The 21186-nt window shown below is 66.4% G+C and carries 19 protein-coding genes; 6 read left to right on the top strand and 13 right to left on the bottom strand.

All coding sequences use genetic code 11. The features are described 5' to 3' along the window. Positions 1-81: 81 nt before the first annotated feature. From FJ956_RS02550 to FJ956_RS02520, 7 genes are all read right to left on the bottom strand, one after another. On the bottom strand, positions 82-2751 hold the full coding sequence (locus FJ956_RS02550) for a nitrate reductase (RefSeq protein WP_140673498.1): 2670 nt from the start codon (positions 2749-2751) through the stop codon (positions 82-84). A 3-nt stretch (positions 2752-2754) separates the two neighbouring features. Next, positions 2755-3084 carry a nitrite reductase small subunit NirD gene (nirD, locus tag FJ956_RS02545; RefSeq protein WP_140673496.1) on the bottom strand — a complete coding sequence of 110 codons (330 nt, stop codon included), beginning with the start codon at positions 3082-3084 and terminating at the stop codon, positions 2755-2757. A gap of 5 nt (positions 3085-3089) precedes the next feature. Beyond that, positions 3090-5540: a nitrite reductase large subunit NirB gene (gene nirB, locus FJ956_RS02540; RefSeq protein WP_140673494.1), complete on the bottom strand. Its 2451-nt coding sequence runs from the start codon at positions 5538-5540 to the stop codon at positions 3090-3092. A 16-nt stretch (positions 5541-5556) separates the two neighbouring features. After that, a complete protein-coding gene (locus FJ956_RS02535) occupies positions 5557-6855 on the bottom strand; it encodes a nitrate/nitrite transporter (protein WP_140673492.1) in 1299 nt (432 codons plus the stop codon). A 62-nt stretch (positions 6856-6917) separates the two neighbouring features. Continuing rightward, positions 6918-7070 carry a twin-arginine translocation signal domain-containing protein gene (locus tag FJ956_RS02530; protein ID WP_246671979.1) on the bottom strand — a complete coding sequence of 51 codons (153 nt, stop codon included), beginning with the start codon at positions 7068-7070 and terminating at the stop codon, positions 6918-6920. Positions 7071-7458: 388 nt separating this feature from the next. Beyond that, entirely contained in the window at positions 7459-8685 is a 1227-nt protein-coding gene (locus tag FJ956_RS02525) for a CmpA/NrtA family ABC transporter substrate-binding protein (protein ID WP_181170102.1), read from the bottom strand. Positions 8686-8687: 2 nt separating this feature from the next. Continuing rightward, positions 8688-9290, bottom strand: coding sequence for an ANTAR domain-containing response regulator (locus tag FJ956_RS02520; RefSeq protein ID WP_140651304.1), 603 nt, complete (start codon positions 9288-9290; stop codon positions 8688-8690). A gap of 147 nt (positions 9291-9437) precedes the next feature. Between FJ956_RS02520 and FJ956_RS02515 the strand changes: the two genes are divergently transcribed. After that, entirely contained in the window at positions 9438-10160 is a 723-nt protein-coding gene (locus FJ956_RS02515) for a Crp/Fnr family transcriptional regulator (protein WP_348641035.1), read from the top strand. 11 nt (positions 10161-10171) lie between these two features. On the opposite strand, the gene FJ956_RS02510 is transcribed toward FJ956_RS02515, so the two are convergent. The 4 genes from FJ956_RS02510 to FJ956_RS02495 are packed head-to-tail and all read right to left on the bottom strand — an operon-like array spanning position 10172 to position 13531. Beyond that, entirely contained in the window at positions 10172-10615 is a 444-nt protein-coding gene (locus FJ956_RS02510; protein ID WP_246671978.1) for a hemerythrin domain-containing protein, read from the bottom strand. 24 nt (positions 10616-10639) lie between these two features. After that, positions 10640-10771 (bottom strand): cytochrome bd-I oxidase subunit CydX, encoded by a 132-nt coding sequence (gene cydX / locus FJ956_RS02505; protein ID WP_135858807.1) that lies wholly within the window; start codon positions 10769-10771, stop codon positions 10640-10642. A gap of 20 nt (positions 10772-10791) precedes the next feature. Beyond that, entirely contained in the window at positions 10792-11946 is a 1155-nt protein-coding gene (gene cydB / locus FJ956_RS02500) for a cytochrome d ubiquinol oxidase subunit II (protein WP_140673487.1), read from the bottom strand. 13 nt (positions 11947-11959) lie between these two features. Next, positions 11960-13531 (bottom strand): cytochrome ubiquinol oxidase subunit I, encoded by a 1572-nt coding sequence (locus tag FJ956_RS02495; protein ID WP_140673485.1) that lies wholly within the window; start codon positions 13529-13531, stop codon positions 11960-11962. Between the two features lie 100 nt (positions 13532-13631). On the opposite strand from FJ956_RS02495, the gene FJ956_RS02490 reads away from it, so the two are divergent. Both FJ956_RS02490 and FJ956_RS02485 read left to right on the top strand, forming a co-directional pair. Next, entirely contained in the window at positions 13632-15248 is a 1617-nt protein-coding gene (locus FJ956_RS02490) for an ATP-binding cassette domain-containing protein (RefSeq protein WP_140673483.1), read from the top strand. Further along, positions 15245-16843 (top strand): ATP-binding cassette domain-containing protein, encoded by a 1599-nt coding sequence (locus tag FJ956_RS02485; RefSeq protein ID WP_140673481.1) that lies wholly within the window; start codon positions 15245-15247, stop codon positions 16841-16843. The genes FJ956_RS02490 and FJ956_RS02485 overlap by 4 nt, the downstream gene beginning before the upstream one ends. Here the strand turns inward: FJ956_RS02485 and FJ956_RS02480 are convergent, their stop codons facing one another. Next, positions 16844-18337 carry an ATP-binding protein gene (locus FJ956_RS02480; protein WP_140673479.1) on the bottom strand — a complete coding sequence of 498 codons (1494 nt, stop codon included), beginning with the start codon at positions 18335-18337 and terminating at the stop codon, positions 16844-16846. A 261-nt stretch (positions 18338-18598) separates the two neighbouring features. Between FJ956_RS02480 and FJ956_RS02475 the strand changes: the two genes are divergently transcribed. Beyond that, positions 18599-18853 (top strand): hypothetical protein, encoded by a 255-nt coding sequence (locus FJ956_RS02475; protein WP_140673477.1) that lies wholly within the window; start codon positions 18599-18601, stop codon positions 18851-18853. Between the two features lie 31 nt (positions 18854-18884). Here FJ956_RS02475 and FJ956_RS02470 read toward each other — a convergent pair whose 3' ends face one another. Beyond that, on the bottom strand, positions 18885-19367 hold the full coding sequence (locus tag FJ956_RS02470) for a hypothetical protein (protein WP_140673475.1): 483 nt from the start codon (positions 19365-19367) through the stop codon (positions 18885-18887). A 189-nt stretch (positions 19368-19556) separates the two neighbouring features. Here FJ956_RS02470 and FJ956_RS02465 point away from each other — a divergent pair, with 189 nt between their 5' ends. Continuing rightward, positions 19557-19922 carry a RidA family protein gene (locus FJ956_RS02465; protein ID WP_140673470.1) on the top strand — a complete coding sequence of 122 codons (366 nt, stop codon included), beginning with the start codon at positions 19557-19559 and terminating at the stop codon, positions 19920-19922. A 31-nt stretch (positions 19923-19953) separates the two neighbouring features. Beyond that, positions 19954-21177, top strand: coding sequence for an amidohydrolase/deacetylase family metallohydrolase (locus FJ956_RS02460; protein WP_140673468.1), 1224 nt, complete (start codon positions 19954-19956; stop codon positions 21175-21177). Positions 21178-21186: the final 9 nt, after the last annotated feature.

The following is a 21186-nucleotide window of genomic DNA, read 5'->3' as shown; positions in this document are numbered from 1 at the left end:
TATGCGGGACCAGTACAGGAAGACGCGGGAGCAAAGGTCTAGGTAGAACATTTCGAGGCCGGCGACGGCGACACGCATGGGTTACTCGGCAGCCTGCACACGGCGCGAGTCGATGATCGCGCTGATCTCGGAGCGGCATGAGCCGCAATTGGTGCCGGCCCGCAATGTCGAGCCGATCGCTTCGAGGCTGTCGCATCCCGAAGCGACCGCCGAAGCAAGCTGATTGACGCCGACATGGAAGCACGCGCACACGACGCGCCCGATGGCGGGCATGGGCACGGGCGAGCGTCCCGACAAAAGCGCATGGCGATCGGTCGCTGACAGCTTCTGGCGCGTGGCGAGCAGCGACACCAGCCAGTCCCGCATCGGCAGCTGATCCGGGGCGGCGACCAGCAAGGCTTCGGCCATGGCGCCGCCATCGTCGATGGCCGCCGCGCGATAGGCGAGCCCGCGACGATCGGTGTATTCCAGGAGATGATCCCGTCGCTGGGCCCCGAGCAGCTTGCGCGCCAGGAGAATGCCCTGATCCGGCGGCTCGGTTCCGGTCAGATCGTAGACCCAGCCGCCTTCGACCGCCTGCCGGCTCCAATGGACGAAACCCGTTGGCCTGAGATCGCGGCGTGTGATGAGCACGCCGGCCCAGCCGGTGTTCTCACGCACGATCCTGACCGGAACATGCTTGAGCTCAGGTTGGCCGGAATGCGGATCGGTGATCGGCGAGGACAACAGACCGGCCGCGGCCTTCGCCGCGAAATGGCCACTCCAATGCATGGGCATGAAGGCTTGGCCGCGTCGCTGTGCTTCCGACACCCGCACCCGTGCACGGACGAAGCCGAAGCGCGTCGAAAGCAGAGCGAGGTCGCCGTCCTTGAGACGGTGCGCGGCCGCATCCGCTGGATGGAGATCGACCGCGGGCTCCGGCGCGTTCGCCATCAAACGCGGCACGGTCCCGGTGCGCGTCATGGTGTGCCACTGGTCGCGCAGCCGGCCGGTGTTCAGGGCCAGCGGATAGTCGGCATCGACGGTGAAGGCCGTCGCCTCCTGCCGCACCGGCACGAAACGCGCGCGGCCGTCGGGCGTCGGGAAACGGCCGTTGCCGAACAATCGTATCTGCTGCTCGCCTGGCTCCGATGCGGGCCAATGACGCGGCGCGAAGGCGGCATAGTCCGTGTCGCTGAGGTCAGCCATGCCGCCGAGATCGAACAGGCGCTCGCCGCTGTTCTCGAAAGCCGAGAGCGCGGCGTGCTCGCGGAAGATGTCGGCCGGCGCCTGGTGGGCGAAGGCATCGCCAAAGCCCATGCGGGCGGCGACATCACAGATGATGCGCCAGTCGGCTCTCGCCTCGCCCGGCGGCGGCAGGAACGACCGCTGACGCGAGAGGCGCCGTTCCGAATTGGTAACCGTGCCGTCCTTCTCGCCCCAGGCGGCAGCTGGCAGCAGCACGTCGGCATAGCGCGTGGTGTCGGTACGGGTGACATCCGAGACAACGACGAAATCGCATTTGGACAAAGCGCTGCGCACGCGCGAAGCATCGGGCATCGAGACCGCCGGATTGGTGCCTATCACCCAGAGCGCCTTGATACGGCCGTCGGCGACCGCCTGGAACATATCCACCGCCTTCAGGCCGCCGCGCCGCGCGACGCTTGGCGCCTTCCAGAAGCGCGAGACCCGGTCGACATTGGCCTCGTCCGCGAAGTCCATATGCGCCGCAAGCTGATTGGCCAGGCCGCCCACCTCGCGGCCGCCCATGGCATTCGGCTGACCGGTGACCGAGAACGGCCCCGTGCCTGGCTTGCCGATGCGGCCAGTGGCGAGATGACAGTTGATGATGGCGTTGACCTTGTCGGTCCCATGCGCCGACTGGTTGACACCCTGGCTGTACACGGTGACCGTCCGCCCGGTCTCGGCGAAGAGATCGTAGAAGGCCTGGACATCGGCGACCGCCAATCCGCAGCCTTTCGCGACGCGCGCGATAGACGGCGCGTCGGCGCCGGCGAGCGAAGCTGCCGCATCGAAGCCCGACGTATGGTTGCGGATGAAACCGGCATCGATCTTTGCGGCTTGCGCGAGATGCGCGAGCAACCCGTTGAACAACAGCACATCCGTGCCCGGATCGAGCGCCAGATGCAGGTCGCACTCGTCGGCCGTGGCGGTGCGGCGCGGATCGATGACGACGATCCTGGTCCCCCGCTCCCTTCGCGCCGCCAGCATGCGCTGGTAGAGCACCGGATGGCACCATGCGGTGTTGGAGCCGGTGAGCACGATGAGATCGGCGCACTCGAAATCCTCATAGGCGCCGGGAACGATGTCCTCGCCGAAAGCGCGGCGGTGGCCGGCGACGGACGATGCCATGCAGAGCCGCGAGTTGGTGTCGATGTTGCCGGAGCCGATGAAGCCCTTCATCAGCTTGTTGGCGACGTAATAATCCTCGGTGAGCAACTGACCGGAGACGTAGAAGGCGACAGAGTCCGGTCCATGCTCGGCGATCGCCCGCGAGAATTCTCCGGCGACGAGGTCGAGCGCTTCGTCCCAGCTCGCCGGCTTGCCGCGGATTTCCGGCCGCAGCAAACGGCCTTCGAGGCCGAGCGTCTCGCCGAGAGCCGAACCCTTCGAGCAGAGCTTGCCGAAATTGGCTGGATGATCGGGGTCGCCGCGAACGGCAGTCGTGCCGTCCGCGGCGACCTCGGCCAGCACGCCGCATCCGACCCCGCAATAGGGACAGGCGGTCCTCACCTCGCGTGCTTCTTGCATGCCTCAAGCCGCTTTCGAGGCCAGCGCTTCGAGCGCGATGAACAGCCGTTCGCCCTCTATCCTGACCGGGATCGTCCTCACCGCGCCCTCGTCGGCGCCGAGCGCCTTGCCGGTCTCCAGCGAGATCACCCAATTGTGCAGCGGGCAAGTCACCGCCGCGCCATGGACGATGCCCTGGCTGAGCGGTCCGCCCTTGTGCGGGCAGTGGTCGTCGATGGCGAAGACCTGGTCGTCCGCCGTGCGGAAGACGGCGATCTTGCCTTGCGGTGTCGCAACGCAACGCGCGCCACGCAGCGGTATGTCGGCGATCGAGCCGATGGCGGTCCAGTTCATATTGGTCACTCCGCCGCCTCCGCGAACCCGACCGACGCCATCGGCCGGAACTCGTGCTTGTCCTTGCCGGAGACGCGCTCCGACCACGGGTCTACCTGCGCGAATTTTTGGCTGAGGACGAAGCGGTCGAAGAGCGTCCTGCGGCGCTCGGCATCGTCCAGGATCTGCTTCTTGATCTCGGCCGTGCCGATGCGCTTGGCCCATTTGTAGATGCGCTCCAGATAACGGGCCTGCTCGCGGTACATCTGGACGAGAGCCACGATTACCTCCAGCGCCTCGTCCTCGGTCTTCACGAGACCCAGCACTTCCGTGCCCTTGATGTCGAGGCCGGCGGCCCCGGCGAAATGGATCTCGTAGCCAGAGTCGACGCAGACCACGCCGACATCCTTGCAGGTCGCCTCCGCGCAGTTGCGCGGGCACCCCGATACCGCCATCTTCACCTTGGCCGGCGTCCAGGAGCCCCACATGAACTTCTCGATACGGATGCCGAGGCCGGTCGAATCCTGCGTGCCGAAGCGGCACCAGTCCGAGCCGACGCAGGTCTTCACCGTGCGCAGGCCCTTGGCATAGGCATGGCCGGAGACGAAGCCCGCCTTGCCGAGATCGGCCCAGACCGCCGGCAGGTCTTCCTTGCGGATGCCAAGCATGTCAATGCGCTGGCCGCCCGTCACCTTGACCATCGGAATATCGAACTTGTCGACCACGTCGGCGATGGCGCGCAATTCGCCGGCGCTGGTCACCCCGCCCCACATGCGCGGCACCACCGAATAGGTGCCATCCTTCTGGATGTTGGCGTGCACGCGTTCGTTGATGAAACGCGACTGGTAGTCGTCGGCATATTGGTCCGGCCAGTCGCAGACGAGATAGTAGTTGAGCGCCGGCCGGCACTTGGCGCAGCCACAGGAGGTCTTCCATTCGAGCTCCTGCATGACGGCGGGGATCGTCTTCAGGCCCTTTGCCTTGATCATGCGCCGCACGTCGTCATGGCCGAGGCTCGTGCAGCCGCACATGGGCTGCACCGCCGCCGGATTGTAGGCCTCGCCCAGCGTGAGCTTCAGCAGCTGCTCGACGAGACCCGTGCATGAGCCGCAGGAGGCCGAGGCCTTGGTGTGGGCGCGCACGTCGTCGAGGCCGGTCAGCCCCTTGCCGGTGATCGCGCCGGTGATCTTGCCCTTGCAGACGCCGTTGCAGCCGCAGATTTCCGCATCATCCGCCAGTGCCGCAACGGCCGCCAAAGGGTCCGAGGAAGCGCCCCCCTGGAACGCTTGGCCGAAGATCAGCGTGTCGCGCATCTCAGAGATATCGGTCGCCTTCTTCTTGAGGTCGTTGAACCAGGCGCCGTCGCCCGTCTCGCCGAACAACACGGTGCCGATGATGCGGTTGTCCTGCAGCACGACGCGCTTGTAGACGCCGGCCGACGCGTCGCGCAGGATGATCTCCTCGCGGTCATCGCCGTCGGCGAAGTCGCCAAGCGAATAGAGGTCGATGCCGGTGACCTTGAGCTTGGTCGGCGTGTCGGAATGGACGAAGCGCCTGTCCTCACTGTCCGTCAGTTTGGCTGCCGCCACCCGTGCCATCTCGTAGAGAGGCGCGACCAGTCCGTAGACGTGGCCACCGACCTCGGCGCATTCGCCGAGCGCCATGATGGCGGGATCGGAAGTCCGCATGCGGTCGTCGACGACGATGCCGCGATTGACCTCGAGCCCGGCCTCCTTGGCGAGCGTGGTGCTGGGCCGGATGCCGACCGCCATCACGACCAGCGTCGCCGGAATGACCGTGCCGTCCATGAGCTCGACACCCTCGACCTTGCCGTTGCCGAGAATGGCCTTGGTGTTGGCCTTGGTCACGACCTTGATGCCGCGCGCCTCGACGGCCTTCTGCAGCAGATAGCCGGCGGCCGGGTCGAGCTGGCGCTCCATCAGCGTCGGCATGACATGCAGCACGGTGACGTCCATGCCGCGCTCCTTCAAGCCGGCCGCGGCTTCGAGACCGAGCAGGCCGCCGCCGATGACGACCGCCTTGGCGCGCGACTGCGCGGCAAGCAGCATGGCGTTGACGTCGTCGAGATCGCGATAGCTGAGCACGCCGGGCAATTCCTTGCCCGGAACCGGAATGATGAAGGGAACCGAGCCGGTAGCAATGACCAGCCTGTCATAGCTCTCGGTGACGCCGTGGTCCGAGGTGACGGTCTTGGCCTCCCTGTCGATGGCGACGATCCGGTGGCCCTTGTAGAGGGTGATGCCGTGCTTGATGTACCAGCCGTCGCCATGGATGACGATCTCCTCGAACGCCTTCTCGCCCGAAAGCACCGGCGAGAGCATGATGCGGTCGTAGTTCACGCGCGGCTCGGCGTTGAAGATGGTGACGGCGTAACGGTCGGGCGCGGCCTCCAGCAGGTGCTCGAGCATCCTGCCCGGCGCCATGCCATTGCCGATGATGACGAGTTTTTCGCTCATGTCGCTCTGCTCCGATCTATTCGGCGGCATAGGAAAGGGAGGCGTTGTCGACGGCGGCGCGCCCCATCCGGCGGATGGTGACGTGCATCCAGACCATGCAGGAGACGACGATGACGAAGAGCAGCATGAAGCAGCTCGACCACACCCCGGTGAGGTCGTTCAGCGCGCCGAAGGCGATCGGCAGGATGAAGCCGCCGAGCCCGCCGATCATGCCGACGACGCCGCCGACCGCGCCGACGCTCTGCGGATAATAGACGGGGATGTGCTTGTAGACGGCCGCCTTGCCGAGGCTCATGAAGAAGCCGAGCACGCAGGCGACGCCGATGAAGGCGAGCGGGCCGATCTCGAAGTGGAACGGGATCGGCCCGCTGATGCCGCGCACGACATAGTCTGCCGAGGGGAGAGACAGAACGAGTGTCGCGACGGCACAGACGCTGAAGGTCCAGTAGAGCACGGTGCGGGCGCCGATGCGGTCGGAAAGCACGCCGCCATAGGCGCGGAAGATGCTGGCGGGGATCGAATAGGCGGCGCCGATCATGCCGGCGGTAGCGATGCCGAAGCCGTAGACGCCGATCAGGTAGCGCGGCAGCCAGAGCGACAGCGCCACGAACGCGCCGAAGGCGAAGAAGTAGTAGAAGGCGAAGCGCCAGACCCGCAGGTTCTTCAGCGGCGCGAATTCCTGCCAGAAGCTTCGTACCGGCGCCGCCTTGCCGGCGCGGCGCTCGCGGATGACCGGATCGTCGTCGGTGGTGAACCAGAAGACGACGGCCATGACCACCAGCGCCGCCGCCCAGATCAGCGCCACCGATTGCCAGCCCCAGGACAACAGCACGAACGGCGCCAGGAACTTGGTGACCGCGGCGCCGACATTGCCGACACCGAAGATGCCGAGCGCCGTGCCTTGTTTTCCGGCCGGGAAGAAGCGCGAGACATAGGCGACGCCGACGGCGAAGGAGCCGCCGGCGAGCCCGACGCCGAGCGCCGCCAGTAGCATCTGACCGTAGGTGTGCGCGAAAGCGAGCAGGAAGGTCGCGATTGCCGCGGCGAGCATGGTCGCCGTGTAGACCAGGCGGCCGCCATAGCGGTCGGTCCAGACGCCGAGCACCATGCGCACGAGCGAGCCCGTCAGGATCGGCGTGCCGACGAGCAGGCCGAACTCGGTCTCGTTGAGCCCAAGCTCCTGCTTGATGCGCACGCCGATGATGGAAAAGATCGTCCACACCGCAAAGCACACGGTGAAGGCGATGGTGGACATCACGAGCGCCTGCCGGGAAGCACTGTCCTGGCTGGGCGCGGCTGGGAGATTTGCGGTCATCTTGGGCTCCGGTTTGCGGCGTGGGAGGCGCCGCTCATGTTGTGTCGATCAGAGGCGCGGTATCAGCGGGGCGAGCCCGGGACTTGCGCGATCACTTGCGGGCTTTTGCCTTCGGTTTCGTGATTGGCGGGAAACAGCAGGAGCGCGGCCGTGAAGAGCGCCGCGGTCAGCGCGCTGCTCACCAGGAAATCGCGACGGGTGAAATCCTTGAGCATTGTTCTTGCGATCCGTTTCGTCATCGTCGTCTCCGCTCGGCGCCGGCTGGATCGGCACCATCGATTTGCGTGGTCGGGTCTCCAAAAACGAAAAAAGCCGCCGTCCAGGCCTCGCGCGTCCGTACATCCGGGATCGCGTATCGACCTGAGCGGCAGCTTTGCCTGGGGCGCCCGCCATTGGACGCCTGTTCTATTGCCCGCGAGGGGCTTGGTTATTCCAAAGCACGAAGCGTGCCAGTTTTGCGTCGAAAGAGAAATTCAAGGAAAATCAAGGCGATCCGCGAATCAGGCGCTGGTTGGGCCGATCGGGAGCGAGGTCAAACATTGATCAATGGCGCAGGCATTGCGCATAAATTTTGTGCAATGCACAAGAATGGCGCGCAAATGATCAGGCGCGCCGCTGGCCGTCGATATAGGCGTCAATCCGGTCCGGGTCGAAGATCTGGCCGTCGAAGAATCCATCAGGACCAAGCACGAGGCTCGCCCCTGCGGACCCGACCGGCGTCGCGACCTTCAATGCGCCCTCGACCTTGGCATTGGCGCCGGGCAGCGCCACACCGAGCGGCTTCAGCGCCGAGCGGTAGAGGTCGGGCCGATAGCAGTCGCGGGCGATGGCAAGATTTTGCGGCGTATGCGGCAACTGGCCCCAGCGCACCATCTGCGTGTAGAACCACAGCGCATGGCTCTTCCAGGGGAAATTCGCCGCCTTGTCGAAGGGCAGGAAGAAATCCTCGACACGCCGCTCCACCCCGCCACCGAGTTGAAGCTGGCCGGTCAGGACCGGCATCTGGATCGCCTCCGGCTGGCCGAGGAAGGCGGGCCTGGCCATCAGCGCGGCCAGTTCGCCGCGGTTCGCCGGATCCTGACACCAGCGGGCGGAATGATGCAGCGCCCTCAGCAGCGCCGCCAGCGCGTCCGGGTTCTCTTCGGCCCACATCTTGCGCACCCCGATCACCTTTTCCGGGCTGTTGCGCCACAGCAGCGCCTTGACGGTGACGATGCGGCCGGTGCCTGCCGCGACGGCGGCGCTGTTCCAGGGTTCGCCGACGCAGTAGCCGTCGATCCGGCCGGCGGCCAATGCGTCTGCCATGAAGGGCGGCGGCACGATGACGATCTCGATATCGCGGTCGGGATCGACGCCGCAGGCGGCGAGCCAGTAGCGCAGCTCATAATTGTGCCCGGAATGCGGATGCACGACGGCAAAACGCAGCGGTTCGCGAACGGCGCCCGTCCGCTCGCGGATCAGCGCGCCGAGCGCCGCCCCGGCGCGGGCGGGATCGAGGTCAGGTGCGGCGCCATGCGCCGCCATGCCTTGCCACACCGCATTGGAAACCGTGACGCAGTTGCCGCCTAGGCCGAGCGAGAACGGCACGATGGTCTCCGAGGCAAGCGGCGTGAGGCCAAGGCTGCAGGCGAGCGGCATCGGCCCCAGCATATGCGCGACGTCGAAATGGCCGATGGCGATGCGGTCGCGGATGTTGGCCCAGGAGGTCTCGCGATGCAGCTTGAGCTCGATGCCCTCGCGCGCGGCAAAGCCCATCTCGCCGGCTGCGACCAGGACGGCGCTGTCGAAAAGCGGCATGAAGCCGGCGGTGATCTGATGCGCGACCGACATGCTCATTCGCCCTCCAGAGGCCCCAGCAAGCCCGCAGCCGTCACCAGGCTCTGGGCGATGTCGGCGATCTTGCGATTCTGGTTCATCGCGGTCTTGCGTAAGAGCGCATAAGCCGCCTCCTCGCTTAGGCCCCGCGACTTCATCAATATGCCCTTGGCGCGGTCGATGACCTTGCGGTTCTCCAGCTCGCTGCGCGCTTCCTCCAGTTCACGCGCCATGCGCGAGAAGGCGTTGAAGCGGCTGATCGCCATGTCGAGGATCGGCTTGATGCGTTCTTTTTTCAGCCCGTCGACCACATAGGCCGACACGCCGGCGTCGACGGCCGCTTCGATCGAAGCCTGATCCGAGCGGTCGACGAACATGGCGATCGGCCGCTTCACCGCGCGCGAAAGCTGGAACATGTTCTCCAGCATGTCGCGGTTGGGGTTTTCGAGGTCGATGACGATGACGTCCGGCTCGATCTCGGCGATGCGCCGGGCGATGCCGGCCACATCATGGATCACCGTGACATGGCGATGGCCGGCATCCCGCAGTCCGGCCTCGATGATCGAGGCACGGATGCGGTTCTCGTCGATAACAAGGATGGTCAACGAACCGGCGGACATGCGCCTATTGTGCAGGCCGGGCGGGATTGTGCAATGCGGCAATCGACCGGAATGGATTGCAACCGCCCTCAAGGCATGACCTGCGACGCTATCGCGCCCACCCCCTGCGTTGCCGCCAAGGGCCGGGAACACTATAGGTGTTCCATCGTGCGCGAGGATATTCACACGACAGGCGTCCCGGTGCTCTGCGCTTCATGCGAGGCGCGGCATCGCGGCATATGCGGAGCGCTCAACGCCGAGCAGCTCCAGGTGCTCGCCAAATCGACGAAGCGGCACAAGGCCGAGGCCGGCAAGGAGCTGGTGGGCGATTCCAGGAGCGTCGAGCGTTTCTCGAATGTGCTTTCGGGCGTCGTGAAATTGACCAAGACGCTTTCCGACGGCCGCCAGCAGATCGTCGGACTGCAATTCGCTCCCGATTTCCTCGGCAGGCCCTTCCAGAGCGAGAGCACGCTCACCGCCGAGGCCGCGACCAATGTCGAATTGTGCTCGTTCCCGCGCCAGGCGCTGGAGCGCATGATGAAGGAACAGCCCAACCTCGAGCATCGGCTGCTCGAACAGAAGCTGCGCGAGCTCGACCAGGCGCGCGACTGGATGGTGGCGCTTGGCCGCAAGACGGCCGCCGAGAAGATCGCGAGCTTTCTTTTGATGATCGCGCGCAACATCGATCCCGCAGTCGGCCTGGAAGGCCGCGGCGCGGCTTTCGACCTGCCGCTGTCGCGGGCGGAGATCGCGGATTTCCTGGGGCTCACCGTGGAAACGGTGAGCCGGCAGGTCACCCGGCTGCGCGGCGAGAAAATTATCCGCGTCGAGAACAACCGCCACGTCATTGTCGACGACATGGCGCGCCTGGCCGCGCGGGCCGGTGACTGACCCGCATCCCTTTACCGACGGCCGAGAATCTCGGGCAGCACATGGTCGCGTTCGAAGGCGATGTGGCGACGCATCGATTCGAAAAACGCGCGCAGCATGTAGCCGAACGCCTCGGGATTCTCGATCGGCCGCCCGTGGCCGTGGGCCAGCAACGCCTCGCTGAGATCGGCCGCCGCGCTTTCGTCTTCGAGATGTTCGAGCTTCAGCCGCGCGACGGTGTCTTCCTCGCCGGTCTGCCGCGCAAAGGCGGGGAACACGACCTCCTCCTCGAAGCGATGGCATTCACGCAGCAACGGCAAGAGGTCGGCGGCCACCGCCAGGCACTGGAGCCGGTCGACGCGCGACGGCAAATCGTCGGCGATACCTTCGAGTATGTGACAGAGCGCGAGTTTCTGCACATGCGCCCGCCTCATATCCGCCGGGTTGCGCAGCGGCTCCGGCCTTTCACCCGTCATGATCGCTCCTCTGCCCTGCTCGGCTCAAGGCGTGGGCAAGGCGACGGTGTCCTCGACAGGCTCTTCGCGGACGGTGCGCAGCTCGTACCAGAGCGCGTTGAGGATGCCGACGGAGGCGGCCAGCCCAAGGCCGAGGATCCAGGAAAAATACCACATGGTCAGAAACTCCTTTTGGATCAGTAGGCGGACGATCCCGCCTTCTCGATGCTCTTCTCGCCGACCTTGCCCCACAGCACGCTGTAGACCCAGGCAGTATAGGCCAGGATCAGCGGCATGAAGATCGCCGTGGCGATCAGCATGTTGCGCAGCGTGGCGCGGCTCGACGAGGCGTCGAAAACCGCGAGCGAGTGACCGGGGTTGCTGCTCGACGGCAGCAGGATCGGGAACATTGCCAATCCTACCGTCGCGATGATCATCGCCACGCCGAGCTTCGAGGCGATGAACGTCCACCCCTCGAGCCGCGCCTGGAAACCGGCGGCGGCAAGCAAAGGTGCTGCGACGCCGAGCCCAGGCACGATCCAGAGCAGCGGATGAGCATGGAAGTTCGCCAGCCAGGCGCCGCCGTCCGCCACCACCGTCTTGACGAGCGGATTGGACGGCCCATCCCAGACGATCGGCGACGTCACGCGGTAGCCGCCGAGCAGGCCGAGCGAGACCAGCACGCTGCCGCCGGCAAAGAGCACCGCCGTGACGATTGCCGAGCGCGCGCCGACAGCGCGGGCGCGGTCGGCGACGCTGCCCTCCGCCTTGAACGTCAGCCAGGCCGCGCCATGCGTCACCAGCATGGCGAGCGAGACCAGGCCGCAATAGAGCGCCAGCGGATTGAGCAGCCCGAAGAGGCTGCCTTCATAGATCGGCCGCAGGTCGGGCGTGAAGTGGAACGGCACGCCCTTGAGCGTGTTGCCGACGGCGACGCCGAAAATCAGCGCCGGCACCGCGCTGCCCACGAACAATGCCCAGTCCCAGCGCGTGCGCCAGGCAGGATCCGGCCGCTTCGAGCGGTACTTGAAGGCCACCGGGCGCATGATCAGCGCCAAAAGCACCAGGAACATGGCGAGGTAGAAACCGGAGAAGCTCATCGCATAGAGCGCCGGCCATGCGGCGAAGATGGCGCCGCCGCCCAGGATGAACCACACCTGGTTGCCTTCCCAGACCGGGCCGATGGTGTTGATCGCCACGCGCCGCTCGGCGTCCGTCTTGGCGACGAAAGGCAGCAGCGCGCCGACGCCCATGTCGAACCCGTCGGTCGCGGCGAAGCCGATCAGAAGCACGCCGAGCAGTATCCACCAGATCACGCGCAGCGTTTCATAGTCGAAGAGAAATTCGATCATCGTCGTGATCCTTTCACTCTGCCGGTTGCATTGCGGGGTCGGCATTCGGGCGCAGGTCGTCGATGACCTTCGCGATCTCCGGCCCCTTGCGGATGGCGGCCAGCATCAGCCTGACCTCGATGACCGCCAGCACGCCGTAGACGAGCGTGAAGCCGGCGATGGTGAGCAGGAGGTCGCTCACCCCGAGCTCCGACGTGGCCAGGAAGGTCGGCAGCACGCCGTCGATGATCCAGGGCTGGCGGCCGAACTCGGCCACGAACCAGCCGACCTCGATGGCGATCCAGGGCAACGGCATGGCGATGAGCGCGGCGCGGAACAGCCACCGCGGCGCTTCGGTCTCGCGCGTCGTATGCCACAGCGACACCGCGAACAGCGCCAGCAGCGCGAAGCCGCAGGCCACCATCAGGCGGAAGCCGAAGAAGAGCAGCGGCACGTAAGGCACCGTCGACCAGGCCGCGTCCTTGATCTGCTGCTCGCTCGCCTGCCGCGGATCGGGCAGGTAGCGCTTGAGCAGCAGCGCGTGGCCGAGATCCTTGGAGCTGGCATCGAAGACTGCGCGGGCAGCGGTGTCGTTGCGGTCCGCCTTGATCTTCTCCAGCGCGTCATAGGCGACGATGCCGTTGCGGATGCGGGCTTCCGCGTGGGCGACGAGTTCGTCGATGCCGGCGATCTGCTTGTCGAACGAGCGCGTGCCGATGATGCCCATCACCCATGGAATGTGGATGGCGTAATGCGTTTGGCGATCGCTCTGGCTCGGAATGCCGAACGCCGTGAACGACGCAGGCGCCGGCTCGGTCTCCCACATGGCCTCGATAGCCGCGAGCTTCATTTTCTGGTTGTCGGTCAGCGCGTAACCGCTCTCGTCGCCGAGCACGATCACGGACAGTGCCGATGCCACGCCGAAGGCCGATGCGATCACGAAGGAGCGCTTGGCGAGCTCGACGTGGCGCCCCCTCAGCAGATACCAGGCCGATACGCCGAGCACGAAAGTGGCGGCGCAGACATAGCCGGCGGAGACGGTGTGGACGAACTTCGCCTGCGCCACCGGGTTGAAGATCACCGCCACGAAGTCGGTGACTTCCATGCGCAGCGTGTCCGGGTTGAAGGCCGAGCCGACCGGGTTCTGCATCCAGCCATTGGCGATCAGGATCCACAGCGCCGAAAAGTTGGTGCCGAGCGCCATCAGCCAGGTCACGATCATATGCGCGCGCGGCGACAGCCGGTCCCAGCCGAAGAAGAACAGCCCGACGAAAGTGGCTTCGAGGAAGAAGGCCATCAGCCCCTCGATGGCGAGAGGCGCCCCGAACACGTCGCCGACATAGTGCGAGTAATAGGCCCAGTTCATGCCGAACTGGAACTCCATGGTGATGCCGGTGGCGACGCCGAGGGCGAAGTTGATGCCGAACAGCACGCCCCAGAACTTCGTCATATCGCGCCAGATGGTTCGGCGGGTCATCACATAGACGGTCTCCATCATGGCGATCAGGATGGAGAGGCCGAGCGTCAAAGGCACAAACAGGAAATGGTAGAGCGCCGTCAGCGCGAATTGCAGTCGCGACAGGTCGACGAGTAGAAAGTCGGACATGGGAGCATCCTTTCTGGATACCGCCTCATAGCGCGGCACGAATGCCGGCGACTTGATCTGGATCAATTCCTTTCCTCTCCGCGCATGCGAAAACCGGGCCATGAAAACGCCGGTCGTTCCCGCACCAGTCTCTAACCCCGCCGCCTCGGCTCAGGACGCCTTCCAGGCGCTCGCCTCGGCCAGTCGGCTGGCAAAAAGCGGTTTGCGCCGGCTGCTCGCCTTGCAAGTCGCCCGCAGCGCGCTGCGGCTTGGCTTCGCCGCCACGGCGGCGATGGCGACAGGACAGCTCATCATGGGTGGACCCGTCGCCGCCTGGCTCGTCGCGATCACGATCGTTTTTCTCTTGGCTGCCTGTCTCGCCGGGTTTGCCGCCGACAGGGCGCAAGCTTCGGCGGAGGCAGCCGTGTCGATCGGCCTGCGCGAGCTGGCGGGCAAGCGGCTGGACGAGATGCCGGCGCGTCAATTGCAGGCGCTCTCCGTCGGCGGCGTCATCATGTCGATGCAACGTCACCCGGAAGCGGTCGCCGCCCTCGTCGTCGGCCACCGCGCGGCAGGCGCCATGATGGCGGCCGGGCCGCTGCTCGCGGCGGCAACCGTTCTCCTCGTGTCCTGGCAGGCGGCCCTGCTGGTCATCTGCCTGACGCCGGTGATGATCCTGTTCTTCGCGCTGATAGGCGATGCCATCCGCCGGCGCGCCGACGCGCAGGAACGCGCCTTTGGCCGGCTAGCCGGCCAGTTCGCCGACCGCATTCGCACCTTGCCGACGATCCTCGCCAACCATGCCGTGACCGGCGAAGAGGCAAAGCTCGCCCGACGCCTCGAAGCCTATGCGGACAACACGATGGGCATGCTGCGCATCGCCTTCGCCAATGCCGGTATCATCGACTTCTTCACCTCGCTCTCGATCGCGATCCTGGCCGTCTTTCTCGGCCTCGGGCACCTGAAGCTCGCGATGGTCCCCGGCTTCTCCAATCTCGAGCTCTGGCAGAGCCTGTTCATCCTGATGATCGCGCCGGAATATTTCGCGCCGTTCCGGCGCTTCTCCGAGCAGTACCACGCCAAGGCCGAAGGGCTGGCGGCGGCCGACGCGCTGGACCGGCTGCTCGATGCCGGCCCGGTCGCGGCCAAGGCCCTGCCGGTGCTCGACCGGCTGTCCCTGACGCTGCCGGCCCGCGGCCTCGTCGCCATCGTCGGTCCCAGCGGCTCGGGCAAATCGACCCTGCTGCGCCGCCTCGCCGACCTCGAGCCGCGGGCAGCGCCGATACCGCGAACCCATCCGTTGGCAGCCAAGGAAATCGCCTGGATTTCGACGGACGCTTATGTGCCGGAAGGAACGTTGGCCGAGGCCATTGCGTGGAACGCCGGCGCGGTGGACCGGGCCCGGCTGGAAGATGCCGCCGGCGCGATCGGGTTGCTCGACGACGCGCTGCTGCCGGGCGGCCTCGATGCCAGGCTGGACAAGGGCGGCGCCAATCTTTCGGGCGGCCAGCGGCTGCGCATCGCGGTCGCCCGCGCGCGGCTTTGCGGACGGACCGTGCTGGCCGACGAGCCGACCGCCAAGCTCGACCGCGAGACGGCCGAGGCCGTGCGGCGCATGCTGCTTGAGATTTCACGTGCGCGGCTGGTCGTTGTGGCGACGCATGACCGGGACCTTGCCGCTGCCGCCGAAATCGTTCTGGATCTCGCCCGCGACGAAACCGTCGAGGTGGCGGCATGAGCGCTGCATATCAGTCTTCGAGTCGGAACTCGTGGCGGCTGGCGACGGGCTTCGCCTTCGCCGCCCTGGCCTGCGCCATTTTGCTGGGCGGGGTTTCGGCCTGGCTGCTCGGATCGGTGGCGATCGCCGGCCTTTCCGCTGCCGCCTTCACCTTCAACTTCCACATCCCGGCGGCGCTGATCCGGCTGTTCGCGGTCGGCCGCACCGCCGCGCGCTATGGCGAGCGGCTGACCGGGCATCAGGCGGCGCTCGCCGACCAGGTGGCGCGGCGCGTCGAACTCTTCGCCGCCATGGCGGCGGCGCCGGCCGTGCGCCGGGCCGGATGGCAGCTCGGCGACGATGCGCGCCTTGCCGACTATCTCGACGACGTCGAGGACCTCGACTACGCCAGGCTGCGCGCCGGTCTGCCGGCACTGACGCTTGGCTGCGGCCTTGCGATCCTGATAGCAGGCTCGGCGGTGCTGGCGCCTTTGTCCCTCCTGCCGATCACCCTTTTGCTGCTTGCCATCCTGTTCGCGGGGAACCGGATGGCCAAGGCTGGCGCCATGGCATGGGTTGAGACCAGATCGCTGCGTCGCGGGGGCGCAAGCCGGCTTGGCGCCGCCATGGCGTCAGCCGTCCCGCTGAAGGCGGAAGACGCCTGGAGCCGCGAATGCACTGCGGCCCTTGCCGCGCTCTCCCGCGCCGATGGCGCGCTGCTTGCGCTCCGCCGGTTGCAGGCTCTGCTGGACCTGATCGCCTCGGCCTTCGGTCCGGTCGCCGGCATCAGCGTGATGGCGGCCGCTTGGCATGCCGGCAGGCAGGGCGCGGAACTTCTTACGCCCATGCTGCTTGCCTTCTCCTGGCTGGCGCTGGGCGAAGCCATCAATGGCGCATCGCGCATGCTGGTGGCCATGCTTCGCCGCAACGCCGCTCGCGCCGAGATCGGCCAATGGACGCGCGGCGCCACGGCCGACAGACGCGAAGGCACACCGGATGACATCAGGCCCGGACCGCTGCGCCACGGCGCGCTGCAGCGCCGCGCGCCAGACAGCCGGGCAATAGGAGCACCCATCTCCCTGCTCCTCGCGAAAGGCCATCCGACCATGCTCGTCGGCGCGAGCGGCTCCGGCAAGACCAGCCTGCTCAAACAGATTGCCGGCTGGATCGGCGACGATGCCTTTGCCGCCGGCGACTGCATCCTGTCGGCGAGCGAGCGTCGGGCGCAAGCGGCGCTTGTCCTGCACGACGCGGTCATCCTTGAAGACACGGTCCGCACCAACCTCTTCGCCGGCGATGCCCCGGACGCGGCACTCTGGCGGGCGCTGGAAGCCGTCGAGATGGACGGCCGCATCCGCGAGGCCGGCGGGCTGGACGCCTGGATCAGACAAGATCGGTTCTCGCTTGGCGAGGTGCAGCGCATCAATCTCGGCCGCGCCTGGCTGTCGACCAAGCCGCTCATGCTGCTCGACGAGCCGACCGAGCACCTCGACGACGAGCAAGGCCAGCGCATCCTTGGCCGGCTGCTCGCCCATCTCAGCGACCGGATCGTCGTCGTCTCAACTCATCGCGCGCCGCCGCTTCGCGATGCCCGCATGATCGAGCTGCGACCGTAATCACGCCGCCGAGCTGTCCTGCTCCGCGGCGTTGGGGTCGCCGGGCGCCGTCGCCCAGGCAAGTTCGACCAGCGTCACCGTACGCCGGCCAGTACCGTCGACCTGGCAGACGATGAGCCCCTGCTCCTCGATATAGTCAAGCAGCCGGCGCGCGCGGCGCAGCGAATGCGAGCCGTAGGCACGGGCAATTGCGGCATCGCTGGGACACGGCCAGCCTTCCTTCGCCGCGCGGGCGATCATCATGAACACGCCCTGCATATCCTCAGGCAGCAGCGAAGCGCGCACGGAAACGTCGCGCCACGCATCGTCCTCGGCCATGTCGGAGCCGACGCCCGCACGCGCCCGCGTCAGCATGCGGCGGAATTCCGAAAGGTCAGGCACCACCGAGGCAAGCGCTTCGATGCGGCAGCGAACGACGAACTCCTGGTAGAGCACGCCGATGACGCGGAACCCGGCATCCGGCTCGGCCAGGATGGCGCGCAGGATGCGGTCCATCCGCTCGCGCCGCTCTGCCAGGTCCTCGGCGCTTGGCTGCGGCTCCGCCGGCTCGGGGCGGATGTCCAGCGGCGCGGCCTTGGCCGCCATCAATTGGTCGAGCAGGTCGGGCGAAGGCCGGCGTTGCGGCCGCACCGTCTCCGGCGGCGGCGCAGCAAGAATGATCGCTCGCGCATCTTCAAGCGCGGCTCCCGGCATCGGCATCAGACGCGGCGTGCCGTTGCGCGGGCTGGTTTCGGTCTGGCCGATGCGCACGCTGAGCGGACGGCGCGACAAGGCAGGACCGAGCGCCATGAAATGCCCGCGCTCCAGGTCGCGAAAAGCTTCGGCCTGGCGCCGTTCCATGCCGAGCAGGTCGGCGGCGCGCGCCATGTCGATGTCGAGGAAGGTGCGGCCCATCAGAAAGTTGGAGGCTTCCGCCGCGACGTTTTTGGCGAGCTTCGCCAGCCGCTGCGTGGCGATGATGCCGGCAAGCCCGCGCTTGCGGCCGCGACACATCAAATTCGTCATGGCGCCCAGCGAGAGCTTGCGCGCCTCGTCCGAAACCTCGCCGGCGGCGGCGGGCGCGAAGAGCTGCGCCTCGTCCACCACCACCAGCATCGGATACCAATGATCACGCGCGACCTCGAACAGCCCGCCGAGGAAGGCCGCGGCGCGCCGCATCTGGTTTTCGGCATCGAGCCCTTCCAGGTTGAGCACCGTCGAGACGCGATGGATGCGCGCCCGCTCGCCCGCCGCCTGCAGGCCGCGCTCGGTATGCTCCTCCGCGTCGATCACCAGATGGCCGTAGCGTTCGCCCAGCAACACGAAGTCGCCTTCGGGGTCAATGATGGTCTGCTGGACCCAGGGTGCGCTCTGTTCGAGCAGCCGGCGCAGCAGATGCGACTTGCCGGAGCCCGAATTGCCCTGCACCAGCAGGCGGGTCGCCAGCAACTCCTCCAGGTCGAGGGCCGCCGGCGCGCCCGCCGTCGTCTGCCCCATCTCGATTGCAACGGTCATGTTCTCGACTCGGATCGTCTCCCTGCGCGCGACGGGCTTACCAACCTGAGCGCGGTGCGTCGAGCATGCGTCGCAGCCATCGGCTCGGTGTTCCACACCTATGGGCGGGCCTCAGCCCGTCCCTGGCGGGCGTCAGCCCGTCCCAGGCGCGAATGGCGGCAGGTTGTCGCCAGCCCCACTGGTCGGACCACCATTTCACTGGCGCAATCCAACCATTGGCGTATCATCTTTTCTGGGAGGGTTCATGGCAGGAGGAGGCCAATGAACGTCGCTGCGGAAGTGCCCGTCATGGACCCGACGGTGCAAGACCTTGTTTCGTCTGCTCTTTCGAAATTTCGCGCCGGCGACACCGTCTCGACCCGGGCGATGCTCGACGTCATCCGCCGATCCGACCCGGCCTGCCGGGACAGTGACGACCATCTGATCGAACTGATCGTCATGGCTGCCGTTGGTAAGACCATGGGCGTCGTCTTCGACCACCGCTCCCCGGACGAACGATCGCCGCTTCTCGCCTAAGAAACCAGGTTTTGGCGAAGGCCGAACGGCCTTAGCCCAGCGGATGCGGCATATAGCCGACAAAACCGGCGATCTTCCAGCGTCCGCCGACCTTGCGGCAGAAGTAGAGCGTCTGCCATTTGAGCCGGTCGACGCCGCCGTCGGCCTTGGCCACCGAGCCGTCGAACTTCTTGTGCAGCACCGCGCGGTCGCCATCGACATCGATGTCGCGCATGTTGGTGACGCGGAACAGCGCCTCGCGCAACGGTTCGGCGAATTTCGTCGCCGCGGTTTCCTTGGCCTGCCGCAGCCATTCGTCGCGATAGACCTCCAGCCTCGGGAATTGCAGCCTCCAGGCATCGGCATTGGCAAGGAAATGCGCGTGCATGCCGAAGAAGCTTTCGGCGATGAAATCGTCCTCGACCATCGACCAGTCCTGACCGAGGAAAGCATCGATATCGCGCCGCACCAGCATTTCCCAAAGCGCGTGGCGGTCGGCATCGCCCTCCGGAAACGGATTCTTGTCGAAGGTCATGCTCGATCTCCCCTCATATGCGCGGCCGGTCTCAAGCCGCGTCGAGCGCAAAGATGCTCAGGCTTCTGTAATAAAGCAACATGGATTTCGAAAAAATGTTGCTTTCCGACATTACCTCTATGAGGATCGTGCCGACAAGCGTAGACGGCTATGCGAACGGTCCCGCTCGATCGCCAGGAGGAGGCTCACTTGCCCAAGCAATGCTTTGGAAAATCGCATGTTCCGCTCTCGCCGGCCGTGCGCGCCGGCGATTTCGTCTATGTCTCAGGCCAGGTGCCGGTGGGCAGCGACGGGCTCGTGGTCAAGGGCGGCATCGCCGAGCAGACCGAGCAGGTGCTGCAGAACGTCAAGGCGGCGCTGGCGCTCGCCGGCTGCACCATGGACGATGTGGTGAAGACCACCGTCTGGCTGGAGGATGCGCGCGATTTCGGCACGTTCAACACCGTTTATGCAAGGCATTTCCCGCAGGATCCGCCGGCGCGCACCACCGTCGAATCCCGCCTGATGATCGACATCAAGATCGAGGTCGAGGCGGTCGCCTACCGGCCGCTCTGATCGCAAGCACGCAGCAGCAGGGAGTGCCCCGATGCAGTTCGATCTCCTGATCAAGGGCGGGCGCGTCATCGATCCCGCATCGGGCCTGGACGCGCAACGCGACGTCGCCATCGCCGATGGCCGTGTCGCGGCAATCGAGGCCGCCATCGACGCCGAACATGCCACGCAGGTGGTCGACGCCAGGGATTGTATCGTCGCGCCCGGCCTCGTCGATCTGCACAGCCATGTCTATTGGGGCGGAACCTCGCTCGGCGTCGATGCCGACCGGCTCGCCGCCAAGAGCGGCACCACCACCTTCATCGACGCCGGCAGTGCCGGCGCAGGCAATTTCCTCGGCTTTCGCCGCCATGTCATCGAGCGCTCGAAGGTCCGCATCCTCGCTTACGTCAACATCTCCTTCGCCGGCATTTTCGGATTCTCGAATACCGTGTCTGTCGGCGAATGCAGCGACCTCAGGCTTTGCGAGCCGCGCGAGACGGTTGCCGCGGTACGCGAGCACGCCGACGTCGTCGTCGGCGTGAAAGTCCGTTCCGGCAAGCATGCCAGCGGTTCGAGCGGCATCGCTCCGGTGGACCTGGCGTTGGAGGCCGCCGACAAGGCCGGCCTGCCGCTGATGGCGCATATCGACGAGCCGCCGCCGGGACGCTCGGAAGTGCTGCCGCGGCTGCGCCGCGGCGACATCCTCACCCATTGCTTCCGTCCGTTTCCCAACGCGCCGGTCTTCGCCTCCGGCGCGGTGCGGCCTGACATGCGCCTCGCCCGCGAGCGCGGCGTCATCTTCGACATCGGCCACGGCATGGGCTCCTTCGACTTCGAGGTCGCCAAGGCGATGCTTGCCGAGGGCCTGGCTCCCGACGTGATTTCGAGCGACGTGCATCTCTACTGCGTCGACGGCCCGGCCTTCGACATCCTGGTCTGCATGTCGAAGCTCATGGCGCTCGGCATGCCGCTGGTCGAGGTACTGCGCGCGGCGACCATGAATCCCGCGCAGGCGATTGCCCGGCCCGAGCTCGGTGCGCTGAAGGTCGGCGGCATCGGCGATGTCGCGGTGCTGAAGTTGCAGCCGGGCCGCTTCACTTTCGTCGACGCCGTCGGAGCGTCACTGGTCGCGGACCAGCGGCTGGTCTCCAACGGCATCGTCATCGGCGGCAAATGGTGGCCGAACGAGGCGCCCGACCACAATGAGACCGAGCGCTTCGAGGCGCCTGCGCGCCACACGCATGTGGATGTGGCGGCGAGGCATTTCGGGCGTTGATTGGCCAAT

Source organism: Mesorhizobium sp. B2-4-3 (genome assembly GCF_006442815.1).
In the GTDB taxonomy this organism is placed as follows: Bacteria; Pseudomonadota; Alphaproteobacteria; order Rhizobiales; family Rhizobiaceae; genus Mesorhizobium.
Note: the sequence above shows the minus strand (reverse complement) of the source record. Positions and strands in the feature narration are given on the sequence as shown.

Excerpts from the sequence above, each read along its gene's own strand:
- FJ956_RS02550 (WP_140673498.1), bottom strand. The coding sequence starts at position 2,751 with ATGCAAGAAGCACGCGAGGTGAGGACCGCCTGTCCCTATTGCGGGGTC.
- nirD (WP_140673496.1), bottom strand. The coding sequence starts at position 3,084 with ATGAACTGGACCGCCATCGGCTCGATCGCCGACATACCGCTGCGTGGC.
- nirB (WP_140673494.1), bottom strand. The coding sequence starts at position 5,540 with ATGAGCGAAAAACTCGTCATCATCGGCAATGGCATGGCGCCGGGCAGG.
- FJ956_RS02535 (WP_140673492.1), bottom strand. The coding sequence starts at position 6,855 with ATGACCGCAAATCTCCCAGCCGCGCCCAGCCAGGACAGTGCTTCCCGG.
- FJ956_RS02530 (WP_246671979.1), bottom strand. The coding sequence starts at position 7,070 with ATGCTCAAGGATTTCACCCGTCGCGATTTCCTGGTGAGCAGCGCGCTG.
- FJ956_RS02525 (WP_181170102.1), bottom strand. The coding sequence starts at position 8,685 with ATGTCGGTCGCGCATCAGATCACCGCCGGCTTCATGCCGCTTTTCGAC.
- FJ956_RS02520 (WP_140651304.1), bottom strand. The coding sequence starts at position 9,290 with ATGTCCGCCGGTTCGTTGACCATCCTTGTTATCGACGAGAACCGCATC.
- FJ956_RS02510 (WP_246671978.1), bottom strand. The coding sequence starts at position 10,615 with ATGACGGGTGAAAGGCCGGAGCCGCTGCGCAACCCGGCGGATATGAGG.
- cydX (WP_135858807.1), bottom strand. The coding sequence starts at position 10,771 with ATGTGGTATTTTTCCTGGATCCTCGGCCTTGGGCTGGCCGCCTCCGTC.
- cydB (WP_140673487.1), bottom strand. The coding sequence starts at position 11,946 with ATGATCGAATTTCTCTTCGACTATGAAACGCTGCGCGTGATCTGGTGG.
- FJ956_RS02495 (WP_140673485.1), bottom strand. The coding sequence starts at position 13,531 with ATGTCCGACTTTCTACTCGTCGACCTGTCGCGACTGCAATTCGCGCTG.
- FJ956_RS02490 (WP_140673483.1), top strand. The coding sequence starts at position 13,632 with ATGAAAACGCCGGTCGTTCCCGCACCAGTCTCTAACCCCGCCGCCTCG.
- FJ956_RS02485 (WP_140673481.1), top strand. The coding sequence starts at position 15,245 with ATGAGCGCTGCATATCAGTCTTCGAGTCGGAACTCGTGGCGGCTGGCG.
- FJ956_RS02480 (WP_140673479.1), bottom strand. The coding sequence starts at position 18,337 with ATGACCGTTGCAATCGAGATGGGGCAGACGACGGCGGGCGCGCCGGCG.
- FJ956_RS02475 (WP_140673477.1), top strand. The coding sequence starts at position 18,599 with ATGAACGTCGCTGCGGAAGTGCCCGTCATGGACCCGACGGTGCAAGAC.
- FJ956_RS02470 (WP_140673475.1), bottom strand. The coding sequence starts at position 19,367 with ATGACCTTCGACAAGAATCCGTTTCCGGAGGGCGATGCCGACCGCCAC.
- FJ956_RS02460 (WP_140673468.1), top strand. The coding sequence starts at position 19,954 with ATGCAGTTCGATCTCCTGATCAAGGGCGGGCGCGTCATCGATCCCGCA.